This window comes from Flavobacterium succinicans, from assembly GCF_001662485.1.
GTDB lineage: Bacteria > Bacteroidota > Bacteroidia > Flavobacteriales > Flavobacteriaceae > Flavobacterium > Flavobacterium succinicans_A.
The window spans coordinates 26,704-50,047 of record NZ_JMTM01000007.1 but is presented as its reverse complement, the minus strand read 5'-3'; the positions used below and the strand labels follow the sequence as shown (position 1 = coordinate 50,047).

23 protein-coding genes are annotated in these 23,344 nt (G+C 34.6%); all 23 read left to right on the top strand.

Annotated features, from left to right (window positions below):
• Nucleotides 1–8: 8 nt before the first annotated feature.
• The 23 genes from FLB_RS14205 to FLB_RS00950 all read left to right on the top strand — a co-directional run bounded on the left by FLB_RS14205 (nt 9) and on the right by FLB_RS00950 (nt 23,339).
• Entirely contained in the window at nt 9–161 is a 153-nt protein-coding gene (locus tag FLB_RS14205; protein WP_157490504.1) for a hypothetical protein, read from the top strand.
• A gap of 150 nt (nt 162–311) precedes the next feature.
• Complete coding sequence (locus FLB_RS01050; protein ID WP_064714116.1) at nt 312–1,523, top strand: ATP-binding protein; 1,212 nt, start codon at nt 312–314, stop codon at nt 1,521–1,523.
• 9 nt (nt 1,524–1,532) lie between these two features.
• Nucleotides 1,533–1,853 (top strand): glycosyltransferase family 2 protein, encoded by a 321-nt coding sequence (locus FLB_RS01045; protein WP_082923184.1) that lies wholly within the window; start codon nt 1,533–1,535, stop codon nt 1,851–1,853.
• Nucleotides 1,854–1,978: 125 nt separating this feature from the next.
• Complete coding sequence (locus FLB_RS01040) at nt 1,979–2,860, top strand: FkbM family methyltransferase (protein ID WP_064714115.1); 882 nt, start codon at nt 1,979–1,981, stop codon at nt 2,858–2,860.
• Between the two features lie 7 nt (nt 2,861–2,867).
• A complete protein-coding gene (locus FLB_RS01035; protein ID WP_064714114.1) occupies nt 2,868–3,806 on the top strand; it encodes a glycosyltransferase family 2 protein in 939 nt (312 codons plus the stop codon).
• 2 nt (nt 3,807–3,808) lie between these two features.
• Nucleotides 3,809–4,939, top strand: a complete 1,131-nt coding sequence (locus FLB_RS01030) for a glycosyltransferase (protein ID WP_064714113.1) — start codon at nt 3,809–3,811, stop codon at nt 4,937–4,939.
• On the top strand, nt 4,940–5,902 hold the full coding sequence (locus FLB_RS01025; protein WP_064714112.1) for a glycosyltransferase family 2 protein: 963 nt from the start codon (nt 4,940–4,942) through the stop codon (nt 5,900–5,902). It abuts the gene before it with no gap.
• Nucleotides 5,899–6,759, top strand: a complete 861-nt coding sequence (locus FLB_RS01020) for a glycosyltransferase family 2 protein (RefSeq protein WP_064714111.1) — start codon at nt 5,899–5,901, stop codon at nt 6,757–6,759. Before FLB_RS01025 ends, FLB_RS01020 begins: the two co-directional genes overlap by 4 nt.
• Entirely contained in the window at nt 6,750–7,769 is a 1,020-nt protein-coding gene (locus tag FLB_RS01015; RefSeq protein ID WP_064714110.1) for a glycosyltransferase family A protein, read from the top strand. The genes FLB_RS01020 and FLB_RS01015 overlap by 10 nt, the downstream gene beginning before the upstream one ends.
• A gap of 230 nt (nt 7,770–7,999) precedes the next feature.
• Nucleotides 8,000–9,154 (top strand): ATP-binding protein, encoded by a 1,155-nt coding sequence (locus tag FLB_RS01010; protein WP_064714126.1) that lies wholly within the window; start codon nt 8,000–8,002, stop codon nt 9,152–9,154.
• Between the two features lie 74 nt (nt 9,155–9,228).
• Nucleotides 9,229–9,906, top strand: coding sequence for a cytidylyltransferase domain-containing protein (locus FLB_RS01005; RefSeq protein ID WP_064714109.1), 678 nt, complete (start codon nt 9,229–9,231; stop codon nt 9,904–9,906).
• A 108-nt stretch (nt 9,907–10,014) separates the two neighbouring features.
• Nucleotides 10,015–11,055, top strand: coding sequence for an N-acetylneuraminate synthase family protein (locus FLB_RS01000; protein WP_064714108.1), 1,041 nt, complete (start codon nt 10,015–10,017; stop codon nt 11,053–11,055).
• Between the two features lie 71 nt (nt 11,056–11,126).
• Nucleotides 11,127–12,248, top strand: a complete 1,122-nt coding sequence (gene neuC / locus FLB_RS00995) for a UDP-N-acetylglucosamine 2-epimerase (RefSeq protein ID WP_064714107.1) — start codon at nt 11,127–11,129, stop codon at nt 12,246–12,248.
• A gap of 187 nt (nt 12,249–12,435) precedes the next feature.
• Nucleotides 12,436–13,839, top strand: a complete 1,404-nt coding sequence (locus FLB_RS00990) for a hypothetical protein (protein WP_064714106.1) — start codon at nt 12,436–12,438, stop codon at nt 13,837–13,839.
• A gap of 115 nt (nt 13,840–13,954) precedes the next feature.
• The gene (locus FLB_RS00985) at nt 13,955–15,388 is read left to right on the top strand and encodes an MBOAT family O-acyltransferase (RefSeq protein ID WP_064714105.1); all 1,434 of its coding nucleotides are present in this window, start codon (nt 13,955–13,957) and stop codon (nt 15,386–15,388) included.
• Nucleotides 15,389–15,694: 306 nt separating this feature from the next.
• A complete protein-coding gene (locus tag FLB_RS00980) occupies nt 15,695–16,027 on the top strand; it encodes a GIY-YIG nuclease family protein (protein ID WP_064714104.1) in 333 nt (110 codons plus the stop codon).
• Between the two features lie 403 nt (nt 16,028–16,430).
• A complete protein-coding gene (locus FLB_RS00975) occupies nt 16,431–16,763 on the top strand; it encodes a GIY-YIG nuclease family protein (protein ID WP_064714104.1) in 333 nt (110 codons plus the stop codon).
• 482 nt (nt 16,764–17,245) lie between these two features.
• Nucleotides 17,246–18,124, top strand: a complete 879-nt coding sequence (locus tag FLB_RS00970; protein ID WP_064714103.1) for a hypothetical protein — start codon at nt 17,246–17,248, stop codon at nt 18,122–18,124.
• Between the two features lie 78 nt (nt 18,125–18,202).
• The gene (locus FLB_RS00965) at nt 18,203–19,351 is read left to right on the top strand and encodes a glycosyltransferase family 4 protein (RefSeq protein WP_064714102.1); all 1,149 of its coding nucleotides are present in this window, start codon (nt 18,203–18,205) and stop codon (nt 19,349–19,351) included.
• The gene (locus tag FLB_RS14200) at nt 19,351–19,566 is read left to right on the top strand and encodes a hypothetical protein (protein WP_157490503.1); all 216 of its coding nucleotides are present in this window, start codon (nt 19,351–19,353) and stop codon (nt 19,564–19,566) included. The genes FLB_RS00965 and FLB_RS14200 overlap by 1 nt, the downstream gene beginning before the upstream one ends.
• A 344-nt stretch (nt 19,567–19,910) precedes the next feature.
• Entirely contained in the window at nt 19,911–21,530 is a 1,620-nt protein-coding gene (locus FLB_RS00960; RefSeq protein WP_157490502.1) for a hypothetical protein, read from the top strand.
• Nucleotides 21,530–22,615 (top strand): lipid II:glycine glycyltransferase FemX, encoded by a 1,086-nt coding sequence (locus tag FLB_RS00955; RefSeq protein ID WP_064714100.1) that lies wholly within the window; start codon nt 21,530–21,532, stop codon nt 22,613–22,615. The genes FLB_RS00960 and FLB_RS00955 overlap by 1 nt, the downstream gene beginning before the upstream one ends.
• On the top strand, nt 22,599–23,339 hold the full coding sequence (locus tag FLB_RS00950) for a class I SAM-dependent methyltransferase (RefSeq protein ID WP_064714099.1): 741 nt from the start codon (nt 22,599–22,601) through the stop codon (nt 23,337–23,339). The genes FLB_RS00955 and FLB_RS00950 overlap by 17 nt, the downstream gene beginning before the upstream one ends.
• Nucleotides 23,340–23,344 lie beyond the last annotated feature (5 nt).

Genomic DNA, 23,344 nt, shown 5'->3' with positions numbered 1-23,344 from the left:
TCCTATTTATGCTCGCCACCATCATCCCATACTGCAAACTTACCTTCTTCGAGGCTGCATTACAATCATTTGCCAATCAAAGCCGTCAGCAATTGGAAATGTATATTGGGGATGATTATCTATCGGCAATAACCATTTTAAAAATACAATTGGTAGTATAGTCTTGCTAAAAGTTGTTGCTATAACGAAAATTTTATGTAAAAAAAATAAAACTTTATCGCATATCGATAACTTTTGTTGTAAATATAAAAAGTTATCGATATATCGAAAACTTATTGTATTTTTGTACTTGATGAATAGATACAATCACCATGACAGCAATTCTATATCCCGAACAAATACAAGCTCGAAACCATTATATAGATAGGGTTAGGCCGTTTGTTGGACAAAATATAATAAAAGTGCTTACTGGGCAAAGACGCGTTGGAAAGAGTTATTTACTTTTTCAGATTATGCAAGAAATTGAAAAAAGTGCTACGGCTCAAATTTTGTATATCAATAAAGAAGATTTGGCATTTTCGTTTCTAAAAACAGCCGAAGATTTGCATCGTTATGTTGTTGAAAACAAGTCGAAAACAGGGAAAACTGCTGTTTTTATTGACGAAATTCAGGATATAGAAAATTTTGGATCCGCTTTGCGTTCTTTGCTTTTACATCCCTATTTGGATTTGTATTGCACAGGGAGTAATGCCAATTTATTGTCAGGTGATATTGCGGGGTATTTGAGCGGTCGTTATATCGAAATAGTGGTTTATAGTCTTTCCTATACCGAATTTTTAGATTTTCATCATTTAGAATCCAATTCCCAGAATTTGGATAAGTATATAAAATACGGAGGCTTACCCTATTTGAAACACTTGCCCTTAGAGGAAAATATTGTCTTTGAATATCTCAAGAATATATATGCTACTATTGTATATCGAGACATCATTAATCGATTTGCAGTACGAAATACTCCCTTTTTAGAACAATTAGTTTTGTTTTTGGCTGGGAATACGGGCAGTATTTTTTCATCCAAAAAAATAAGCGATTTTTTGAAATCACAACAGGTAAAAATGTTGCCAAAGCAAGTACAAACCTATATTTCGTATTTGACCAATGCTTTTTTGATACACAAAGTGGTGCGCTATGATCTGATTGGGAAACGCGTTTTTGAGTTTGGAGATAAATACTATTTTGAGAATTTAGGCATTCGAAACGGAATTTGTGGCTATCGATTAGAAGACCGAGGGAAGCTATTAGAAAATGCCGTTTATAATCATTTACTGTTCAAAGGATATAAGGTTAGTGTTGGGAAATTAGATCAGCTAGAAATTGATTTTATTGCTCAAAAAGGGGGGGAAACTCATTATTTTCAAGTGGCATTAACATTGAATGCCCCCAAGACCATTGAAAGAGAGTTCGGGAATTTGGCCGCAATAAAAGATAATTACCCCAAAACAGTGATCACTTTTGATGCTTTTTCGGGAAATACTTATGGTGGTATCAACGCCATTTCGTTAGAAGAATTTTTGTTGTCTTAAATAGCTGTTATGCTCGCCATCATCATCCCATATTACAAACTTACTTTCTTCGAGGCTACCTTACAGTCCTTGGCGGCGCAAACCTGTCAAGATTTTAAAGTGTATATTGGCGATGATGCGAGTCCCGAAAAACCAACGGAATTGTTGGAACATTTTCAAGGGCAATTTGATTTTGTCTACCACCGTTTTGAATTCAATTTGGGAGGTGTGTCTTTGACCCAACAATGGGAGCGCTGTATAGCCTTATCTGATAATGAACCCTGGTTGATGATTTTGGGGGATGACGATGTGTTGGGGGAGAATGTAGTGGAGGCGTTTTATAACAACTAAAAAGAGATAAATAGAAAAAAAATTACTGTAGTGCGTTATGCAACAGAGGTTATTGATGAGGTTGGAGTTGGAATATCTAGATTATGTATGCTCTCTCAAATTAAATAATTTAAAACAATTTAAAAATGAAAATGTATTTATATAAGTTATTTAGAAAATTAGGTTATAAAATTTCTAATGAGTCAAAGAGGAAAAAAGGATTACAAGCTGAAATCAAAAAATTAGGTATAAGGAAAGACTATAACAATTTAGTTTATAGGTCTTTTAATTTTTTTTCTCTGATCAAAGAGGAATATCCAAACATTATTTTGAGAGAGTATAAAAATGGTGTTTATGCAGAATTCGATGATTTAAAATTCTACGTGGAAAGCCCTGAAGAATTTTATATTTTAAAAGAGGTATTTGTTGAAAAAGATTACAACTTTTTATCTAATGGAAGTTGTGTAGTTTTTGATATTGGGATGAATATTGGAATAAGCTCATTATTTTTTGCATTGAAAGATAATATAACTAAAATTTATTCTTTTGAACCAGTTGTAGCAACATTTAATCAAGCGCTTTATAATTTCGATTTAAATAAAAAGTATTCTAATAAAATTGAATCATTTAATTTTGGTTTAGGTGGATCTACAAGAGCTGAAAAAGTTCTATATGACTCACAAATGAAAGGAAATTGTGGAATACGATTAGATTTAAGTCCAAGTATAACTATTGATAAAGCACAAGAAATTGAAATCCAAATAATATCGATAGAAAAAATAATTAAAGATATTATTGATAGGCATCCTCACCAAAAAATTGTATTAAAAATAGATTGTGAGGGTGCAGAATATGAAATATTAAAAAAATTAGAAAAAGAGGACTTGTTAATTAAAATAGATGTTTTTATGATTGAATGGCATGATAAGGGTTCGGAAATTCTTGAAGAAATTTTGATAAAGAGTGATTTTAATATTGTTTCTAGAGCGTTAAGCCCAATTACAGGAATGATCTATGCCTTTAAATAAGTAAGATATGACGCCATTAATCTCCATTATTATACCTACCTACAATCGAGCGCATTTAATTGGTGAAACGCTTAATAGTGTTTTGGAACAAACTTACACGAATTGGGAATGTATTATTGTGGATGATGGGAGTATGGATACTACCGATGAGGTAGTGGGGAATTATGTAAAAAAAGATAGTCGCTTTCAATATCATTATAGGCCAAAAGATAGGAAAAAGGGACCCAATTCTTGTCGTAATTACGGTTTTGTGTTGAGTAAAGGAGAATTTATAAAATGGTTTGACAGTGATGATGTGATGCATTCAACGCTGCTTGAACAACAAATAGCATCTTTCGAAGAAGCCATTGATTGTAGTGTATGTAAAGTAGCACATTATGATTTTGAAAATAAAATAACTTTAAAGGAAAATACAATTTACTCTAATCAGTTAATAGAAGATTATTTGGTAGGTCGAATAACTTTTTATGTTTCTGGACCTTTATGGAGAAAAAGTTTTTTAAATAATCAAAATGAATTATTTGACGATAACCTTTCTAATTTAGATGATTGGGATTTTAATTTGCGGATGCTGTATTGTGAATCTAAAATTGCTTTTATTGACATACCCTTGATTAAATATAGGATTCATAAGGATTCTTTGTCCAAAGAAATTGGGAAATTTAATTTTGATGAAATACAATCTGAGATAAAAGCAAGAGAAAAGCATATACGGATATTATGTAATAATCAATTGGTCAATCCAACCATTTTGATAATGTATATAAAAGCAAGATATCAGTATTTTTTGAGAGAAGCTTTAGTTCGAAAGGATGAATACAAATGGCATTATTTAAAAGGTCTTTTGAAATATCAAATGCAATTATTAGACATTACAGGTATAATGAAAACCTTTTTTGGGTTTATTCTTTATTCATTATTCAATAAGGGATATAAGTTTTTGTAGTTATGAAAATTCTCTTTGTTTCTATGCCTTCCGTTCATGTGATTCGCTGGATTGAAAATCTAAAAGATACTTCTCACGAATTGTATTGGTTTGATGTATTAGGTCGGGGACGGCTAGATACTTTAGATTCGGTAACCCAATTTGTAGATTGGAAGAAAAGAAAAGTGAAATATATCAAAGGCGAATATTTTTTAAATAAAAAATTTCCAGTGGTTTATGAAAAAGTACAGCCTTTTCTTGAAGTAATTGCAAATGAAGCATTAGAAAATATAATTAATGAAATTCAGCCTGATTTAATTCATAGTTTTGAAATGCAAGGATGTTCCTATCCTATTTTAAAAACTATGCAAAAATACAAGTGTATTAAATGGTTGTATTCTTGTTGGGGAAGTGATTTGTATTATTATCAACAGTTTGCATCACAATTGATAAAAATAAATCAAGTATTGTCTAGGGTTAATTTTTTGCATACTGATTGTAAACGAGATTTTGATTTAGCGAAAAAGTTGGGATTTCAAGGAAAACATTTGGGTGTTATTCCAGGTGGAACAGGGTATCATATACAGGAATTAGAGCCCAACAAATTACCTGTAGCAAGTCGAAACATAATTCTAGTAAAAGGATACGAACATCATTTGGGTAGAGGATTGAATATTTTAAAGGCCTTACATGGTATTCAAAATAAAATCCAGAATTATGAAGTGGTGGTATTTGGGGCACATACAAAAGTGATAGACTACATTAATTCTCAAAACCTAAATTTTACAGTTTTTGACCGTCATGGGCTTTCACATGATGAATTATTGAAAATAATGGGAAAATCATTAATCTATGTAGGGAATAGTATATCGGATGGTATGCCCAATACCCTTTTAGAAGCGATTGTAATGGGTGCTTTTCCGATACAGTCCAATCCAGGTGGAGTTACAGAAGAGATAATTGAAAATGGTAAAAATGGTTTTTTAATTAAAGATCCTAACAACATAAAAGAAATCCAGCAGTATATCGAAGAGTCATTGAAAGATGAAGAAAGATTAAGAAATGCTCAAAGTATTAATCATACTATCTCTAGACAATTAGATTATTTTTTAAACCAGAAAAAAGTTGTTGAACTATACGAAAGATTTAGATAGATGCTCGCCATAATACTCCCATACTATAAAATCACTTTTTTCGAGGCTACCTTGCAGTCTTTGTCGGCGCAAACCTGCCAAGATTTTAAGGTGTATATTGGAGACGATGCTAGTCCTGAAGATCCTGCAGCTTTGCTAGAGCGGTTTCAAGGGCAATTTAATTTTGTTTACCATCGTTTTGAATCCAATTTAGGAGGTACTTCACTGACCCAACAATGGGAGCGTTGTATAGTCTTATCCGATAATGAACCCTGGTTGATGATTTTGGGGGATGATGATGTGTTGGGGGAGAATGTGGTGGAGGCGTTTTATCAAAATTTGCATAAAATGAACCAAGAAGTAATTAATGTGGTTCGGTTTGCAACGCAGATCATTGATGAGAAAGGAGAAATAATTACAACTATTTATCTTCATAAAGTCATTGAAAAATCTACTGATTTTTTGGTAAAAAAGTTCTCTAAACAAACCAGAAGTTCATTAAGCGAATATATTTTTAAGAAAAGCGTTGTTCTTGATATTGGCTTCAGAAACTTTCCCATTGCTTGGCATGCAGATGATATGGCGGTTTTGGAGTTTTCTAATTTTGGCAATTGTTATTCCATTAACGAAAGTTTAGTGTATGTTAGACTCTCTTCGATGAATCTAACCGGTGATGGGTCTTTGGATGATCTAAAGAATAGCGCTACCTTTGAATTCTGTAAAGTGTTGTTTGAAGAGTATTCGTCAAGATTTACGCTATCTCAAAAAGCCATTATTTTAAAAAAATTAGAAATGGCTTTTTGGAATATTCCTAGTTTTAAACATTATGGTGGTTTAGTGGCGCATTATGCTAAACAATTAGGGGGCGGAAAAACAATTGGCTTTCTAATTGGGACCTTTCGAACTTTGCTTATACTGTTCTTAAAAAAAACACATTTATTTTCTAGTGTTCATTTAATTCATTCCAAATTATATAAGAAATGAAAAATTTCTTTTTAGTCATTCCTACTCGAGATCGTATTGATTTTCTTTCCAATCTGTTGTTGGATTTGAACGTTTTTGCTCCTTATATCTCTCAGGTGGTTATCGTGGATCAAAGTGTTGAAGATTATACCACTAATCTTGAAAAGCTGCAATTGAACTATCCATACACTTTAGTTAAAAATGATCGGTCTCATTCGGTGAATCATTCTAGAAATCAGGCTTTAGCTTTTTACAAAGAGGAAGATTGGTTGTTTTTTTTGGACGATGATTTGCGCATACCAAGTCAAGCTTTTGAACAAATTGTAGCCACCTTGCAATCTAATGTTATTGATGTGCTGATTCCTGGGATTCAATTTGAAGGAATGGCAGAAAAGGAGTTTCAATATCACACGGTTTTAGATACTATTGCTAAACCGCATAATTTTTCGAAAGGGCGGTTTCGTTTGCAAGTGTGCTCAGGTCTCAATATTGTCAAAAAAGAGGTATTTAAAGAAGCTGGTTTTTATTTTGACGAGCACTTTACCATTTGGGGTGACGATTGGGATTACGGGATGCGCTTGTTGCAGGCTGGTGCGAATATTTATTTTGAACCAAAGATATTAGTTGAGCATTTACATGCTCCGTCAGGTGGACAAAGGGACAAAGGTAAAACATTGGATGTAGGGTTAGAGAAACAAAAACTATATTTTTATTTTTTTAGAAAACATTTTTCTAGAGCGGTGGTAAAACAACAATTGTATTTGGGAGTCATTGAAGGCGCCAAAATAGTATTGCGTTCAGGAAGTATAACCCAGCTAAAGAATACTATAAAAGGATACAAAGTATCAAATTTGAAGAAAAATAAACAATGCGAATAGGCTTCAATCCACAAAAAGATAAAAAACAAGCGCCTAATGATTTTTTTCATCAGGTTGTTATTCCAGTTTACATCCCCAATCAAGAAGGTTATTTTAAGGACAGTTTTGCGATTTTGAAATTGTGTTTGGAATCATTATTTAAAACAATCCACAGTAAAACATACGTTACGATTGTCAATAATGGAAGTGATACGATTGTAGTAGATTATCTTGATTTGCTTTTCAAAGAAAATAAAATTCAGGAATTAATTCATATCGAGAATATTGGGAAGATGAATGCTGTTCTAAAGGGATTAGCAGGTCATGCGTTTGAATTAGTCACTATTTCGGATTCGGATGTGTTTTTTTTAGCAGGTTGGCAAAAAGAAACTTATCAAGTATTTGATTCATTTCCAAGAGCAGGTTCAGTTTCTCCTTGTCCTAATTCAAGATTGATTCGGTATTATACATCAAACATTATTTTTGAAACTTTTTTTTCAAAATCCTTATCTTTTCGAGAAGTAAAAAATCCTGAAGCCATGATGTGTTTTGCTAAGAGTATTTCAGATCCCAACTTGTTTAATGAAAGTCATTTGTCGAAATGTTTAACAATTGGGAATAACGATTTTTTTGCTTTGATTGGAGGAGGACATTTCGTTAGTACTTATCGTTCCATAATTTTTAGTAAGCAAGATTTGAGTCGAATTGATTATAAGTTAGGAGGAGATAGCGAGACCGAAATCCTTGACAAGCCTATTGCTTTTCAAGGTTATTGGCGTTTGTCTACAGCTGATAATTATGCTTTTCATATGGGGAATACACTCGAAGACTGGATGTTAAAATCAGTTGAAGATTTAAAAGAAAATAATGTGACTTATGATAAAGTTCCTCTATTGACAAACATAGAATCAAATGCTTTTATGAACTGGTTTAAAATTAAAATATTTTCGAAGATATTATTCAGAAAATCAATTTGGAGATTATTTTTGAGGTATAAAGGATTGACAAAGGAAGAGGCTGCTTCTTATTAATTCTTGATGGGTTTTCAATAAAAATCATGCAAATTGAAAGTAATATTTTCAATTTGCATGATTTTTTGTTTTTTAATATTTAATGCATTGGTAATTAAAGCATTAGTTATTGTTTTTGTTTCGATAAAAAGTTGTTTTATTCTTTAAATTTGTCTTTTTCGACTGTTATTCTTGTTTTTTAGATAGTTTTTTTGATTAAATTTGTGCAAATTGAAAATGTAATTTACAATATGCGTGATTTTATCCAAAGAAAGATAGAAGCTACTATTCAACAGTATCTTAAAATATTTCCAGTTGTTGCTGTTTTAGGGCCTAGACAATGTGGTAAATCTACGTTGGTTAAAAACTTGTCTCAACATTGGGGGGCTTCGTTGTTTTTGGATTTGCAATATGATGCTGATTTGGGGAAACTCGATCAGCCGACCTTTTTCTTTGCATCCAATGCTGATAAAATTATCTGTTTGGATGAAATTCAGTTGGTTCCACAATTGTTTTCGGTCTTGCGAAGCGTGGTAGATCAAAATCGTCAAAATGGAAAGTTTGTGTTGTTGGGTTCTGCTTCTCGGGATTTGATTCAACATACTTCAGAGAGTTTAGCAGGCAGAATTGGAATGGTATATTTATCGCCTTTTACCCTCAACGAATTGGATGATTTACAAGATTTTGACCTCAAAAAGTTTTGGTTACGTGGTGGTTTTCCAGATAGTTATTTAGCGGATAGCGATGATTTTAGTGGGATTTGGCGGGATAATTTTATTAAAACGTTTGTAGAGCGCGATATTCCGCAGTTGGGTTTTCAAATTCCAGCCTTACAGTTGCGGCGCTTTTTAATGATGTGCGCGCATCACCAAGGGCAATTGATTAATTATTCCAAATTAGGAGAATCTTTAGGCTTGACCCATCCTACCATTCGTCGTTATGTCGACTTGTTGGAGCATACCTTTATATTGAGGACGCTTCCTCCGTATGAAGTAAATGTAAAAAAACGCTTGGTGAAAGCCCCAAAGGTTTTTGTTCGTGATTCAGGATTATTACATCAATTACTTGCCATTTCAGATTTTAATGCACTGCTGGGCCATCCTATTTTTGGCGCTTCTTGGGAAGCAGTAGTGATCGAAAATATACTAGTGAATTATCCAGATTGGGATTGTTATTTTTATCGTACCGCAACGGGAGATGAGTTAGATTTGGTTTTAGAAAAAGGGATGCAACGTCTTGCTATTGAATGTAAGGCTTCTACTGTACCTAACTTAACCAAAGGATTTTATCGTGCGCTAGAAGTAGTACAACCCCAACAAACGTTTGTTATTATCCCAGCACCAGTTTCCTATGAAATAGCTCCAAATATTACAGTATGTGGATTATCGGAGTTTTTGAAACGCTAAACTTTGTCAAAGTTTTGAACTTTGATAAAGTTAAAGTTTGCTTTTCTTATCTTTGACCGCCAAAAATAGTGCATTTGAAAACCATTGCTATTATACCCGCTCGAGGCGGATCGAAACGCTTAAAAGATAAAAACATCAAAGTCCTCAATGGCTTGCCTTTGTTGGTGCATAGTATTCGGTATGCACAACAATTTCCAGATCTTATTGATGGAATTTTTGTCAGTACCAATGACAAAGGGATTAAACAAGTAGCCCTTGAGTATGGCGCTCAAGTAATCGATCGTCCCGAAGCTTTATCGGGGGATCACGCTACCACCATTTCAGCTTTACAACATGTGTTGGATAACTTACCCGATACGGTACAAGATGTTGTTTTATTACAACCCACCAATCCGTTGCGCCCTGATGCTTTATTACCTGATGCGCTGCAGCTTTATTTCGAAGGAAATTACCAAAGCCTATTTACTGTAAGTAGAAACCATCAAAAATTAGGAAAAATTATCGATAATCAATTTGTACCTTATAATTATGAATTGGGACAACGGAGTCAAGACTTAGAACCTTTGTATTTCGAAAACGGATTGTTGTATATCTTACAATCGGATTTGATTCGGCAAGGGAAAATTATGGGAGAGCATTCTTTTCCATTTGTAGTTGATAATCCTTTTTCGGAAGTAGATATTGATACCCAAGCCGATTTTGACTATGCAGCGTATTTGATGGGGAAAGAGAAAATAGTCGATAGAAAATAGACTATCCAATAAAGAACAACCAAACCGAAACCCAAAACAGATAACCGACAACTGATAACCGACAACTGAAAACCGACAACAGAAAACTGATAACCGATAACAGAAATAATGAATCCTTACATAGAAATAGCAGGCAGAAAAATTGGAATTGATTTTCCACCCTTGGTCATAGCCGAAATTGGTATTAACCATGAAGGTTCTTTGGAAGTAGCCAAAGCGATGGTGGATGCCGCCCAACGTGCAGGCGTGGAAGTAGTGAAACACCAGACCCATATTGTTGAAGATGAAATGGCAGGAGCGGCTAAGAACGTAATTCCAGGGAATGCCGATGTTTCCATTTATGAAATTATGAAACGTTGTTCGTTGAATGAAGCAGATGAATTAGAATTAAAAAACTACGTGGAGCGTAAAGGGATGATTTTTATTTCTACACCCTTCTCTCGAGCTGCAGCCGAACGATTGAAAAAGTTTGATGTACCCGCTTATAAAATTGGATCAGGAGAGTGCAATAATTATCCGCTTCTAGAGCACATTGCTTCTTTTGGCAAACCGGTTATTTTGAGTACCGGAATGAATACCATAGAAAGCATTCGCAAAGCGGTGGCTATTTTTGACCGTCATGAAGTGCCAGTGGCTTTGTTGCATACCACCAATTTATATCCAACCCCCATACATTTGGTGCGATTGGGAGCTATGACTCAAATGCATGAAGTTTTTCCAGACAAAGTATTTGGATTAAGCGATCATACACTCAATAATAATGCCTGTTTGGGAGCTGTCGCCTTGGGTGCTAGTATTTTGGAACGCCATTTTACGGATCATATGCAGCGCACCGGACCCGATATTGTGTGCAGTATGGATGAGTCCACTACCAAAGAATTGATAGGTAGTTCGAATGAGATTTGGCAAATGCGAGGCGGTGTTAAAGCACCTGCTCGAGAAGAACAAGTGACCATTGACTTTGCTTTCGCGACCGTTTGCGCTATAGCGGATATCAAAGAAGGCGAAATTTTTACCAAAGAAAATATTTGGGTAAAACGCCCAGGAACGGGAAAGATTTTGGCGGAACATTTTGAGTCACTAATAGGTAAAAAAGCAACTCGGGTTATTGCAAATGATGAACAATTGAGTTGGGAGGATGTAGAATAAATTCTAAATCTTTTCAGAGTAAACCCTGTCAGCGTTCAAAACGCTGACAGGGTTGATTGACAAAAAAATAAATGAAAAAAATAGTATTTCTTACCGGTACTCGTGCCGATTTTGGTAAAATAAAATCATTGATTTCCATTCTGGAAGGGCACCCTGAATTTGAAGTCTTTGTTTTTGTGACGGGTATGCATTTGCAGGAAGAGTACGGCTATACTTTATTAGAAATTGAACGCTGTGGATTTCAAAACATTCATACTTTTTCTAATCATACCCACGAAACGACTATGGATTTGACGTTGGCCAAAACTATAGAAGGTTTATCTGGCTATGCCAAAGCAATACAACCGGATTTAATTGTTGTGCATGGGGATCGAGTAGAGACTTTGGCGGGAGCGATTGTGGGTTCTTTGAATAATATTTTGGTAGCCCATATAGAAGGAGGCGAGGTATCGGGAACAGTCGATGAATTGATTCGGCACAGTGTGAGTAAATTGAGCCATATTCATTTTGTTTCTAATGCTGAGGCAGCACAACGATTGCAACAGATGGGTGAAATCAACGAATCTATTTTTACTATTGGTTCACCTGATATTGATATTATGTTCTCGGAACAACTTCCAGATGTAGTGAAGGCTAAAAGCTATTATCAATTGGATTTCGAAGCCTACGCCATTGCCATGTTTCATCCTGTAACGACCGAGATTGATCATATGGAAGCCTACGCCCAGAACTTCGTAGCCGCTTTACTAGCCGATCATCATAATTATTTGGTAGTCTATCCAAATAATGATTTAGGGAGTCGATTGGTTTTGAAAGCCTACGAAGCCTTGAAAGGCAATCCAAGATTCCGTATCATACCTTCTTTGCGTTTTGAATATTTTCTGACCTTGTTGAAAAACAGTCAATTCATCATTGGCAACAGCAGTGCAGGGATACGTGAGGCACCTTATTACGGCATTCCGATTATCAATATAGGAACGCGTCAACAAAATAGAGCGGTGCATGCCGATATTATTCATGTCGATTATGATGAAAAGAATATTTCAGAAGCTTTAAAAAGTATTGATTTGCACCAAGTACAACCTACAGCTACTGATTTTGGACAAGGAAATAGTGCACAGTTGTTTTTAGATTGTCTTAAGGAAGCAACGCTATGGAATAGTAATCATCAAAAACAGTTTAGGGATTTGTAATATTCGACCCTTTCAGAGTTTTAAACTCTGAAAGGTTTTTAATCAACTAGAGAAAGATTTTTCATGAATTAAAACCTAGTTTTGTTAGATAAAGAGCTGAATGCTTTTGTAGTTAATAATGCATATAACAGTAGTTAACCCTTTCATAGTTTAAAACTATGAAAGGGTTGAAAATAAAAACAAAAAATTGAAAACAACCCCCAAAATATTCATTTTACTACCCGATGGAATAGGGTTACGAAATTTCGCCTATTCTGACTTTCATACTATAGGCGACAAAGAAAATTTTGACCTCGTATTTTGGAATAACACTCCTTTTGATCTAACGACACTAGGATTTACCGAAATTAAAATCGGAAATTCTAAATCACATCCACTAACCGAGACGTATAAGAATGCGCGTAAGCAAATAGAGTTAAATCTAAATATTCGCAGGACTAAAGACAAGGTTTACGATACCTATCGTTTTCCTTTCTCATATACTACATTGAAAAAAGCTATAAAAAGTAGTGCAACTAAGTGGTTATCTTTTACGCATTCTTCTCCATTTGGATTGACTCGCATTCGAAAAAAAATTAAGGAAGAAGAACGTAAAACCTTGTATTATCATCAATGCTTGGAGACCTTACAAAAAGAAAAACCCGCTTTGATATTTTGTACCAATCAACGTCCAATGACAGCTATTGCTCCTTTATTGGCGGCACAAGAATTGGGAATACCAACAGCTACGTTTATTTTTTCATGGGATAATTTGCCTAAAGCGACCATGGTCGTCGAAACAGATTATTATTTTGTTTGGAGTGATTTGATGGAAAAAGAATTACTGTTCTATTATCCTTACATTAAAAAGGAACAGGTTTTTGTAACGGGCACTCCGCAGTTTGAGTCTCATTTTGATAAGACCAAGATACTATCTAGAGCAAATTTTTTTAAACAGCACCACTTAGATTTTGACAAAAAATACATCTGTTACTCCGGTGACGATGTGACTACTTGTCCAGATGATCCCAACTATTTAGAAGATGTGGCCTTAGCCATTCGTGAATTGAATAAAAAAGGGCATGGATTAGGTATTATTTTTAGACGCTGTCCCGTTGATTTTTCTACTCGTTATGATCAAGTCTTGGAAAACTATAAAGATGTAATTACTCCAATTGTTCCTCTATGGGATCGAATCGGTGAAGGCTGGAATACCATACTACCAACCCCAAAGGATATTGATTTGCAAATGAATGTCATAGCGCATACGGAGTTGGTGATCAATTTAGGATCTTCAATGGTGTTTGATTATGTAGCCCACCAAAAACCATGTGCATTTATTAATTATGACGTCGCGGATAAACGAATTACCAATTGGTCGGTTAAAAAAATATACAATTATGTCCACTTTCGTTCTATGCCCAATAAAGAAGCCGTTTTGTGGATCAATAATCCAAAAGAGATTTCAGCTATTATTGAAAAAGGAATTGCAACCCCTTCATCGGTAATAGAAAATGCTCAAAAATGGTTCGAAGTGATCAATCAACAGCCACCGCAAGAAGCCTCAAAACGTATTTGGGAAGCCATAAAAACTATCATTTCTGAAGAATAATACGTTTCTTTGCAAAGCAATAATCAAATCCATCCAACACTACTACAATAGACGTACTATAGTTTGTGAATTAGTGGCAATTAGTGTAATTAGTGTTATTTTTTTTCTATAAAATATGTTTTTCAACTCCTTGGCGTTTGCCATTTTTTTACCTGTAGTTTTTTTTCTGTATTGGTTTGTTTTCAATAAAACAAAAAATACACAAAACGCTTTACTGATACTAGCCAGTTATTATTTTTATTCTTGTTGGGATTGGCGTTTTTTATTTCTGTTAGTTTTCTCTACTTTTTTAGACTATTACACGGGTATTAGAATTGAAAAAAGCACGAATGAAAAAGGGCGAAAATTTTGGTTTTGGCTTAGTGTTATTGTTAACTTAGGATTTTTAGGGGTTTTTAAATACTTCAATTTTTTCTCGGATTCGTTTGCTCAACTACTTACTTCTGTTGGATTTAAAGCGAGTCCAATACTGCTTGATGTGATTCTTCCTGTTGGGATATCCTTTTACACCTTTCATGGCTTGTCTTATGTGATAGACATTTATTACAAGCGTATCAAAGCGGAGTATAACTTTGTTGATTATTCTTTGTTTGTGAGTTATTTCCCTTTGTTGGTGGCTGGGCCTATAGAAAGAGCCACTCATTTATTGCCACAGGTAAAAATAAAACGATCCTTTGATTTGGAAAAAGCCAAAGAAGGTTTAGCACAATTCGTATGGGGATTGGTCAAAAAAGTAGTGATAGCGGATACTTGTGCTACTTATGCCAATGCCGTTTTTGATAACTATCCTTCGATGAATTCGCTATCCTTGATTTTGGGAGCTATTTATTTTGCGTTTCAAATTTATGGGGATTTCTCAGGCTACTCCGATATGGCTTTAGGAATGTCGAAACTGTTCGGCATTGATTTACTAAAAAACTTCAATTATCCCTATTTTTCAAGAGACATAGCCGAATTTTGGCGCCGCTGGCACATTTCGTTATCGTCTTGGTTTCGGGATTATTTGTACATTCCGCTGGGAGGCAGTCAAGGGGGAATGTGGGGTAAAGTACGCAATACTTTTATTATTTTCTTAGTGAGTGGCTTTTGGCATGGCGCCAATTGGACTTATGTAGTTTGGGGATTGCTAAATGCCGCCTATTTCTTGCCGCTATTACTTTTGAATAAAAATAGAAACAATACAGGTCCTTTAATCATGAGTTATGACTGGAAGGGGGTAAGAATGATTGGGAACATCTTTTTGACGTTTATTTTAAGTACTATCGCTTGGGTCTTTTTTAGAGCGAAATCCATAACCGATGCTCTTTTGTATTTAAAACAACTTGTTGTGAATGGCGATTTTGGCTCGCAATATTTAGCTAACGAACGCTATAACTACGAAATACTTCTTTTAATTGGTGCTTTTGTAGTGGTAGAATGGAATAATAGAAATCGAGTAGAGCCCCTATCAGGACGCTATAGTCTCCTTAAGTTTGGTTTGGCTATCGCGGTCATTATGGCTTTAGGTACGTTTTCGGATTATAAGGAGTTTATTTATTTTCAGTTTTAGGAATAAAGCGTCTCGACTGCGCTCGACGTGACATAGAAATGTGATTAAATTAGTTGTCAAATCGAGCGCAGTCGAGATTGTTGTTTATAAAGAGAATTAGTTGTTATAAAAGGGTCTCGACTGCGCTCGACCTGACAGTTTGAGTTGAGTGGTTTTGTTGTCAAATCGAGCGCAGTCGAGATTATTGTTTATAAAGAAAAATTGCTGTTTAAAAGGGGTCTCGACTGCGCTCGACTTGACAGTTTGAGTTGAGAGGTTTTGTTGTCAAATCGAGCGCAGTCGAGATTATTGTTTAAGATATAAATTATGAAATTCTACTATGTTTATATTTTGTGTTGTAAAGATGATTCACTTTATGTGGGGATCACTTCTGATATTGATAGGAGGTTAATGGAACATAATGCTGGAAAATACCCAGAAGCTTATACGCATTCTCGAAGACCAGTAAAATTGGTTTTTTATCAAGAATTTATGGATCCTAATCAGGCAATTGAGTTTGAGAAAAAAATTAAGAAGTGGAGTAGATTAAAAAAACAAGCTTTGATTGATGGCAATTTTGATAGGTTGCAAAATTTATCAGAATGTAGAAACGCTACTCATTATAAATATGATCCTAATAAGGGTGAAGAGTTTGAGTAAAGGGGTCTCGACTGCGCTCGACCTGACAGTTTGAGTCGAGATTTTTTGTTGTCAAATCGAGCGCAGTCGAGATTGTTGTTTATAAAGAGGATTAGTTGTAAAAAAGCGTCTCGACTGCGCTCGACCTGACAGTTTGAGTCGAGTTTTTTTGTTGTCAAATCGAGCGCAGTCGAGATTGTTGTTTATAAAGAAGATTAGTTGTTAAAAAAGGGTCTCGACTGCGCTCGACGTGACAGTTTGAGTCGAGTTTTTTTGTTGTCAAATCGAGCGCAGTCGAGATTATTGTTTATAAAGAGAATTAGTTGTTAAATAAGGGTCTCGACTGCGCTCGACCTGACAGTTTGAGTTGAGAGGTTTTGTTGTCAAATCGAGCGCAATCGAGATTGTTTTTAAGATATAAATTATGAAATTCTACTATGTTTATATTTTGTGTTGTAAAGATGATTCACTTTATGTGGGGATCACTTCTGATATTGATAGGAGGTTAATGGAACATAATGCTGGAAAATACCCAGAAGCTTATACGCATTCTCGAAGACCAGTAAAATTGGTTTTTTATCAAGAATTTATGGATCCTAATCAGGCAATTGAGTTTGAGAAAAAAATTAAGAAGTGGAGTAGATTAAAAAAACAAGCTTTGATTGATGGCAATTTTGATAGGTTGCAAAATTTATCAGAATGTAGAAACGCTACTCATTATAAATATGATCCTAATAAGGGTGAAGAGTTTGAGTAAAGGGGTCTCGACTGCGCTCGACCTGACAGTTTGAGTCGAGATTTTTTGTTGTCAAATCGAGCGCAGTCGAGATTGTTGTTTATAAAGAGGATTAGTTGTAAAAAAGCGTCTCGACTGCGCTCGACCTGACAGTTTGAGTCGAGTTTTTTTGTTGTCAAATCGAGCGCAGTCGAGATTGTTGTTTATTAAGAAGATTAGTTGTTTAAAAAAGGGTCTCGACTGCGCTCGACCTGACAGTTTGAGTCGAGAGGTTTTGTTGTCAAATCGAGCGCAGTCGAGATGGTTTGTTTGTCAAGAGAATTTGTGGTTAGAAAGGGTCTCGACTGCGCTCGACCTGACAGGGTAAGGAATGACATTTAGTTGTCAAATCGAGCGCAATCGAGATTGTTGTTTTAAAGAGAATTAGTTGTTTAATAAGGGTCTCCACTGCGCTCGACCTGACATAGAAGATAAAATAACATAGGAATAAGATAGAATCACCAATGAAAAAATTTTTACTATACATTTTAAAAATAGGATTACTAACAGTATTTATCGCTGTAGTATTAGATTTTGGTTACACCAAAGTTTTTTTGCAATCCACGAATAGAGGGAAAATTGAAAAAGTCTTCAATTCTAAAGACGAAAAGTATGATGTGGTGATTCTGGGATCATCAAGGGCGAACAATCATTTTGTTTCCCAAATGTTTGTAGACAAAGGATTAAAAACCTTTAATTACGGGATGAGTGGTGGCCATTTGTTCGAAGCTTCGTTATTGCTTAAATTGATGTTGGAGCGCAATTATCAAATTAAAAATGTCATCTTAGAAGCCGATTTGAATTTGTCAAACGACCATCAAGCGGAAGGAATAGCGGCGAAATTTTTGCCGTTTCTTCACGAATCCGAAACCATCAAAACCCATTTTGAAAACGAAACCGATTTTATGGAGTTGTATTATATTCCTTTTTACCGTTATGTAAAATATGACGCCAAAATTGGAGTACGGGAAGTTTTTTTTACAGCTATTGGAAAGAAGACTTCGCTTATGGAAAACAAAGGCTATTATCCTTTGGGTAAGAAACCGAATGCTAACATGAAAAATAATTTGGACAACTTAAAACCTTTACCAAAAAACCAATACTACGAAGAAATTAAGCAACTTTGTAAACAGAACGGTATTAAGTTTATCCCCATAATGACTCCAATATGTGAAAACACAAAAGGAATGAATTATTTTGATAAAGTAAAAAAATTATATCCAGAAATTCACAATTATGAAAATGTAGTACTAGAGGACCAATATTTTTCTTCTTGTGGGCATTTGAATGATGCTGGAGCGAGATTGTTTACGGCTCGAATTTTAAAGGATTTTTTTAATTAATTGAGTTAACTCTTTCAGAGTTCCAAACCCTGAAAGGGTTAAAAACGCAAAAGAATATAAATATATTACCGCTATACTATGCACATCGCTTTTTTAACTCCTGAATATCCTCATCCTCGTGTATTGCATGCTGCGGGAATTGGCACAAGTATCCAGAATTTGGTAGAGGCTTTAGTTACAAAAGGAGTCCAAGTTTCTGTTTTTGTGTACGGGCAAAGTGAAGCGGCTGTTTTTGAGGAAGCTGGAATTAGAATACACTTATTAAAGACTCAAAAATATAAGATATTGGGGTGGTATTGCCATCGAAAATTTATTCAAAGATATCTCAATAAACATATTGTTTCAGAAAAAATTGATTTGATTGAAGCGCCAGATTGGACAGGAATTACAGCTTTTATGAATCTGAAAGCGCCATTAGTGATTCGTTTTCACGGGAGTGATACCTATTTTTGTCATTTGGAAAAAAGAAAGCAAAAACGAAAAAATTATTGGTTTGAGAAATTAGCCATCATGCGAGCTACCGCTTTTGTAGCTCCAACAGCTTTTGCCGCTGATGTGACAAAGGAATTGTTTGGACTTGCCCGCAAAAGCAGTAAGGTTATTTATAATGGGATAAACCAGCATGAGTTTAAAAATGATTTCCCTTTGCTTTATGAAAAAGGACTAATTTTATATGTTGGTACGATTATTCGAAAAAAAGGAGTGTTAGAGCTACCTGCAATTTTTAATAAAGTGAGAGAAGCAATTCCAGAAGCTCGATTGGTACTTATTGGAAGTGATGCTGCAGATATTCAAACGCAATCTTCGTCCACTTGGGAATTACTGAAAAAAGAATTTGAAGAGGTTGACCTTGAGCAAGTTTCGTATTTGGGAAAGATGCCCTATGCTAACGTACAAGAGTGTATTAGAAAAGCCAATGTATGTGTTTTTCCTAGCTTTGCTGAAACGTTTGGCATGGTAACGATTGAAGCTATGGCTATGCAAAAACCAGTAGTATGTAATGATTTTGGATGGTCTCAAGAATTGATTGTAGATGGAGAAAGTGGTTTTTTGGTACCGCCTGCAAACCACGCCGAGTTTGCCAAGCATATTGTAACACTTTTAGATAATCAGAATCTTTGTAAAAAAATTGGACATGCAGCCAGACAAAGAGTGGAATCTACTTTTGATATCCAGCAAATTGCCCAACAGAATATTGATTTTTATGAATCTATAATTAGTAAATAGTGATTGTTATCTATCATAATACTAGACAAGTTAGTCGGGTTACATCGGATAATCTAGAGGTCATTGACTTTGAATCATCAAAGTCAATAGCTTCGGTATTGATGCAATTAGCCATGCAATTTCCTGATAAAAAAGTAGCTTGGTGTCATGAAGATTGTGAAGAGTTTGTGAAGTGGAACGAATTCCCAAAGGTTTTGCATCATGAAACACAATAGCCAAGAACAAATTTTAGGATACAAAACCATACTTTTTTTTAAATTTTATCGCTTGCAAAAGATTAAAAACCCTTTTCGTTATTTTTCCACTTTCCAAAGACAATGGAAAGTAAGTCTGTTTTGGTCGAAACAATTAAGAGATCAAAACGGATAATGACTATAGTTTAAATTAATCTTCGTTTTTTGTATTGGATTAAGTTACCTTGAAAATTTTGTGATTTTGAAAAGCGATACCACTTCTGTACACTTTTGTATATTTGTGTTTTATTTAAGTTAGCATGACTTTGATTGCCTTTAAGAAATCAAACCCAACAAGCTCTTTTTTTGAATAATCCTGCCATATTTTGATACACTCCATTTCTATTGTTTTACCTACAGCAACAAAACAAGTGGTTTACGACAATAGTCAACCCCATAAAGTAAGCCTGTCGCTTGAGCCGTTTTTGTCTACTGAACTCATGTTTTTTGATTTAGAAATCAAATTTACAATACCTATTGCGTACTATCGGTCCCATGATTACCAATGGATCAAGTCTGATAGGGATTGGGTAGCCAATGCATTTTGTCCCAAAATTATCAAATTAAATGATGGGACATTGGTACAAGCCAATGTTTTAGAGGGACTATGGGAAGTGCATCAAAAAAATAAATCCGTACTCTTATGGCGCTTTAACCCACAGTATGCGGCTACAATCACGGAATACACTAATCCAAGTAATGATAGAGTTTTAAGGCAGGTAACTCCTAATTTCACAAACTTACCCTCATTATCCTTGTTGTTTGCTAAACAAAATGCCATTGAATTTAGCCGGTCAAAAATTCCCTTTTCAGCCATTGTATGCTTTACGGACCATTGCGATTTTGATACCGCTGAAAATTTAGTACTGCAAAGACAGTTTTTTAAAGAAAATAATATCAAAGTAACGAAAGGATTTTTCATAAATCATTTTTCAAAACGAACTGAAAATGCCTCCTATGAGCATGATGCAGCCGAACTGGAACTTTGGCGGCAAGATGGACATGAATTGTGTTATCATTCGTTGACGCAATCCTTGCGTTCTCCAGCGGAAAGTCGAGGGGAGTTTTTTAGTTTTTGTCCTCCTTTTCCCGACCTCACCACTTGGATTGATCATGGGTATCAGCCTTATAATTTTTCATTGTATGCCCAACATACTATGGCTAATCGCGAGTATGAAGCAAATTTGAAGGATAAAAACATTCAAAATCTTTGGAATTATATCGATTCTGGGACAGCTACACAAGGCGTGATCAACCAATTGAATCCCCAGCATTTTACTCTAGGAAGCTTCTGGAAGGGGGCTAAAGGCTTTGGGATTTACAAGAAAGCACAATTGATGATTAAAAACATCGTGTTTCATTTTTACGGACATCCCAAAATATTGAGTCAATACCGAAAAGTTGCGGGACATTTTAAGAAAGTAGTATATCAAAAAGATTTTGGCCAACTCAGAGCATTATTTAAAAATGGAAGTGCTTTAGTATATCAGCTTTTCAAAGTTTTTTTACTTTGGAATAGCACTAAAAACAAACCTTATCCTTTAGCAAAATACCAACCAGTTTTTTTTAAACATAAGCTTTTCGAGAAGGAGTTTTGTGTTTTTCAAACGCTAGAAATGGTAGATTTTAAAAAGGCGTTGTGTCGTGAAAATATTGATGTATTAATAAAAGAAAAAGGCGTTTGTATAGCGCATACCTATTTTTCCGTTCCTTTGTCGTATCATAGGGGCAAATTGTTCGGCACGCCTACTACGATTGATCCAATAGTGGCTCAAAATTTTAAAGGGTTAAGTCAAGAAATTCAAAATAAATCGATTTGGAATCCTACTTTACAAGAGTGGGTTGAGTATTGGAAGCCTGCTGAAAATATTGAATTGGATGTTGATACCAATGGGAAGATATATGTTATACTGCCGACTACTATAAAGTTTAGAACAATAAATTAATGGAGTTTTTATTTACAAAAGATGTTGATTGGTTGTCAAAATGGGATCACTATGTGCAAACCAATGATAGAGGAAGTCATTTGTTGTTGTCCGATTGGTTAAACTCTTACGAAACCTATAATTTTGATTATGAAGTGTGTATTGTTTTACATAAGGGAGAAATAGTGGGGGGCTTTGGAGCTGTAATTGCAAAAGCTTTGTTTTTAAAATTTTATATAATTCCGTATGGCCCCATAGTCAGTGTCGGATTTGAAAAGGAATTAAATGCACTGATTCAACACGTTGTAAATAGAGCTACTTTCCATAAATCGTGTTATTGTCATATTACTTTGCCCTTGGCCTCTTATGAAAACCCTCATGTTATGGCTGAAACATCAAAGTTAGAATTTTTAACTACTGCTTCTTCAGGGCATCTATTCCATCATGTTTATTCCTCTAGTGGACTTAATTGGGTGGATTTAAAAAAATATGCTTCAGAAAATCATTTGCTAACCGATTTGAAATTATCTCCAAGAAGGTATATCCGAAAAGCATTGAAAAACAACCTCATAGTAAAAGCTGTGACCCACGAGCATGATATTGAAAGTGCTTACCAAATTTGCATCGAAAATGCCAAAAGCAGAAAGTATAGCGTAAGAGAATGGAGGGCAATTAAAGATACTTTGATTCATTTAATTCAAAAAAATCACGCAAAATTTTTAGTTGCGAGTTCAGGCAATGTCATCAAAGGATCACTCTTAATCATTAAAGCAGGGAATCATTTTACCTATATTTTAGGAGGGACTCAAAAAGAAAAACCTGATTTGTATGTGGGGCATTTATTGCATTGGGAAGCAATTAAGTTGTCTTTTCAAAAGGGCTATGATGGGTATAATATTTCTTTGGGCGGATCTGTTGGAGTGCAGCGATTTAAATCGGGTTTTAATTCAGAATCGGTATATTTTCAAGGATCTAAACATCATTGGATTTTGAACCCTTTTTATTTTAAAATATATTTGTTTTTTAAAGTGAATTTAAAAAAACATAAGCATAGAATTGGTAGTTTTTTAACCGTAATTAAAAGAAAACATGAAAATAGAAAATAAATTGTTTTGGGAAAACGAAATGATTATCGCTACTCAAGATATCTCTAAAAACATTTCCAATTTTGAAGCTTTTTTATTTGAAAAAGCCAAAGAAAGATATGCTAAAGTTGGACCAATTAAAAGGGTGAAGGTGTTTGGTTGTGGTACTGGAAGAGAAATTAAATCAATTAATGAACTATTTCATCCCAATCAAATTATAGCTTCAGATATATCAGAAAATATGATTTTAAAGTGTAGAGAAAATCTAAAGCTTTGGGATATTGATGCCAAAACCGAGACCTTAGTTTGTGATGCTTATGAGTATACTCAAGAAAGTAATCCATTTGATATGGTTACGCTTTTGAACAGTATGCTAACCTATGTGCCAGAAAGGAAAAAAAGAATTGGGATTTTTAAAAATACTTTGAGGATTTTAAACAAAGATGCCGTTGTAGTAGGTACAGTCCATAATCAAATAGGAACCCAAAAGAAAACCTTGTATTTTAAAGTAAGAAATCTTTTTTCTTTTATTTTAGGAGATAGCGTTGGCAATAGAAATACGGGATTCAATGGATTCAAGGTTCCTGGCTATTATTATACAAAAAAAGGATTGCAAATGGATTTGGAAGCGGCAGGATTTAAAGAGATTGAAATTTATTCTTTAGAGGAATTTTCATTGTTAAAAGGAGGGAAATATGATCGAAAAAAAGGTTACAATAATTTAATATTTATTGCATCAAAATAAGGAAA

What these genes read in the sequence shown, in the direction of transcription:
- FLB_RS14205 (WP_157490504.1), top strand. Translation starts at nt 9, where the DNA reads ATGCTCGCCACCATCATCCCATACTGCAAACTTACCTTCTTCGAGGCT.
- FLB_RS01050 (WP_064714116.1), top strand. Translation starts at nt 312, where the DNA reads ATGACAGCAATTCTATATCCCGAACAAATACAAGCTCGAAACCATTAT.
- FLB_RS01045 (WP_082923184.1), top strand. Translation starts at nt 1,533, where the DNA reads ATGCTCGCCATCATCATCCCATATTACAAACTTACTTTCTTCGAGGCT.
- FLB_RS01040 (WP_064714115.1), top strand. Translation starts at nt 1,979, where the DNA reads ATGAAAATGTATTTATATAAGTTATTTAGAAAATTAGGTTATAAAATT.
- FLB_RS01035 (WP_064714114.1), top strand. Translation starts at nt 2,868, where the DNA reads ATGACGCCATTAATCTCCATTATTATACCTACCTACAATCGAGCGCAT.
- FLB_RS01030 (WP_064714113.1), top strand. Translation starts at nt 3,809, where the DNA reads ATGAAAATTCTCTTTGTTTCTATGCCTTCCGTTCATGTGATTCGCTGG.
- FLB_RS01025 (WP_064714112.1), top strand. Translation starts at nt 4,940, where the DNA reads ATGCTCGCCATAATACTCCCATACTATAAAATCACTTTTTTCGAGGCT.
- FLB_RS01020 (WP_064714111.1), top strand. Translation starts at nt 5,899, where the DNA reads ATGAAAAATTTCTTTTTAGTCATTCCTACTCGAGATCGTATTGATTTT.
- FLB_RS01015 (WP_064714110.1), top strand. Translation starts at nt 6,750, where the DNA reads ATGCGAATAGGCTTCAATCCACAAAAAGATAAAAAACAAGCGCCTAAT.
- FLB_RS01010 (WP_064714126.1), top strand. Translation starts at nt 8,000, where the DNA reads ATGCGTGATTTTATCCAAAGAAAGATAGAAGCTACTATTCAACAGTAT.
- FLB_RS01000 (WP_064714108.1), top strand. Translation starts at nt 10,015, where the DNA reads ATGAATCCTTACATAGAAATAGCAGGCAGAAAAATTGGAATTGATTTT.
- neuC (WP_064714107.1), top strand. Translation starts at nt 11,127, where the DNA reads ATGAAAAAAATAGTATTTCTTACCGGTACTCGTGCCGATTTTGGTAAA.
- FLB_RS00985 (WP_064714105.1), top strand. Translation starts at nt 13,955, where the DNA reads ATGTTTTTCAACTCCTTGGCGTTTGCCATTTTTTTACCTGTAGTTTTT.
- FLB_RS00980 (WP_064714104.1), top strand. Translation starts at nt 15,695, where the DNA reads ATGAAATTCTACTATGTTTATATTTTGTGTTGTAAAGATGATTCACTT.
- FLB_RS00975 (WP_064714104.1), top strand. Translation starts at nt 16,431, where the DNA reads ATGAAATTCTACTATGTTTATATTTTGTGTTGTAAAGATGATTCACTT.
- FLB_RS00970 (WP_064714103.1), top strand. Translation starts at nt 17,246, where the DNA reads ATGAAAAAATTTTTACTATACATTTTAAAAATAGGATTACTAACAGTA.
- FLB_RS00965 (WP_064714102.1), top strand. Translation starts at nt 18,203, where the DNA reads ATGCACATCGCTTTTTTAACTCCTGAATATCCTCATCCTCGTGTATTG.
- FLB_RS00955 (WP_064714100.1), top strand. Translation starts at nt 21,530, where the DNA reads ATGGAGTTTTTATTTACAAAAGATGTTGATTGGTTGTCAAAATGGGAT.
- FLB_RS00950 (WP_064714099.1), top strand. Translation starts at nt 22,599, where the DNA reads ATGAAAATAGAAAATAAATTGTTTTGGGAAAACGAAATGATTATCGCT.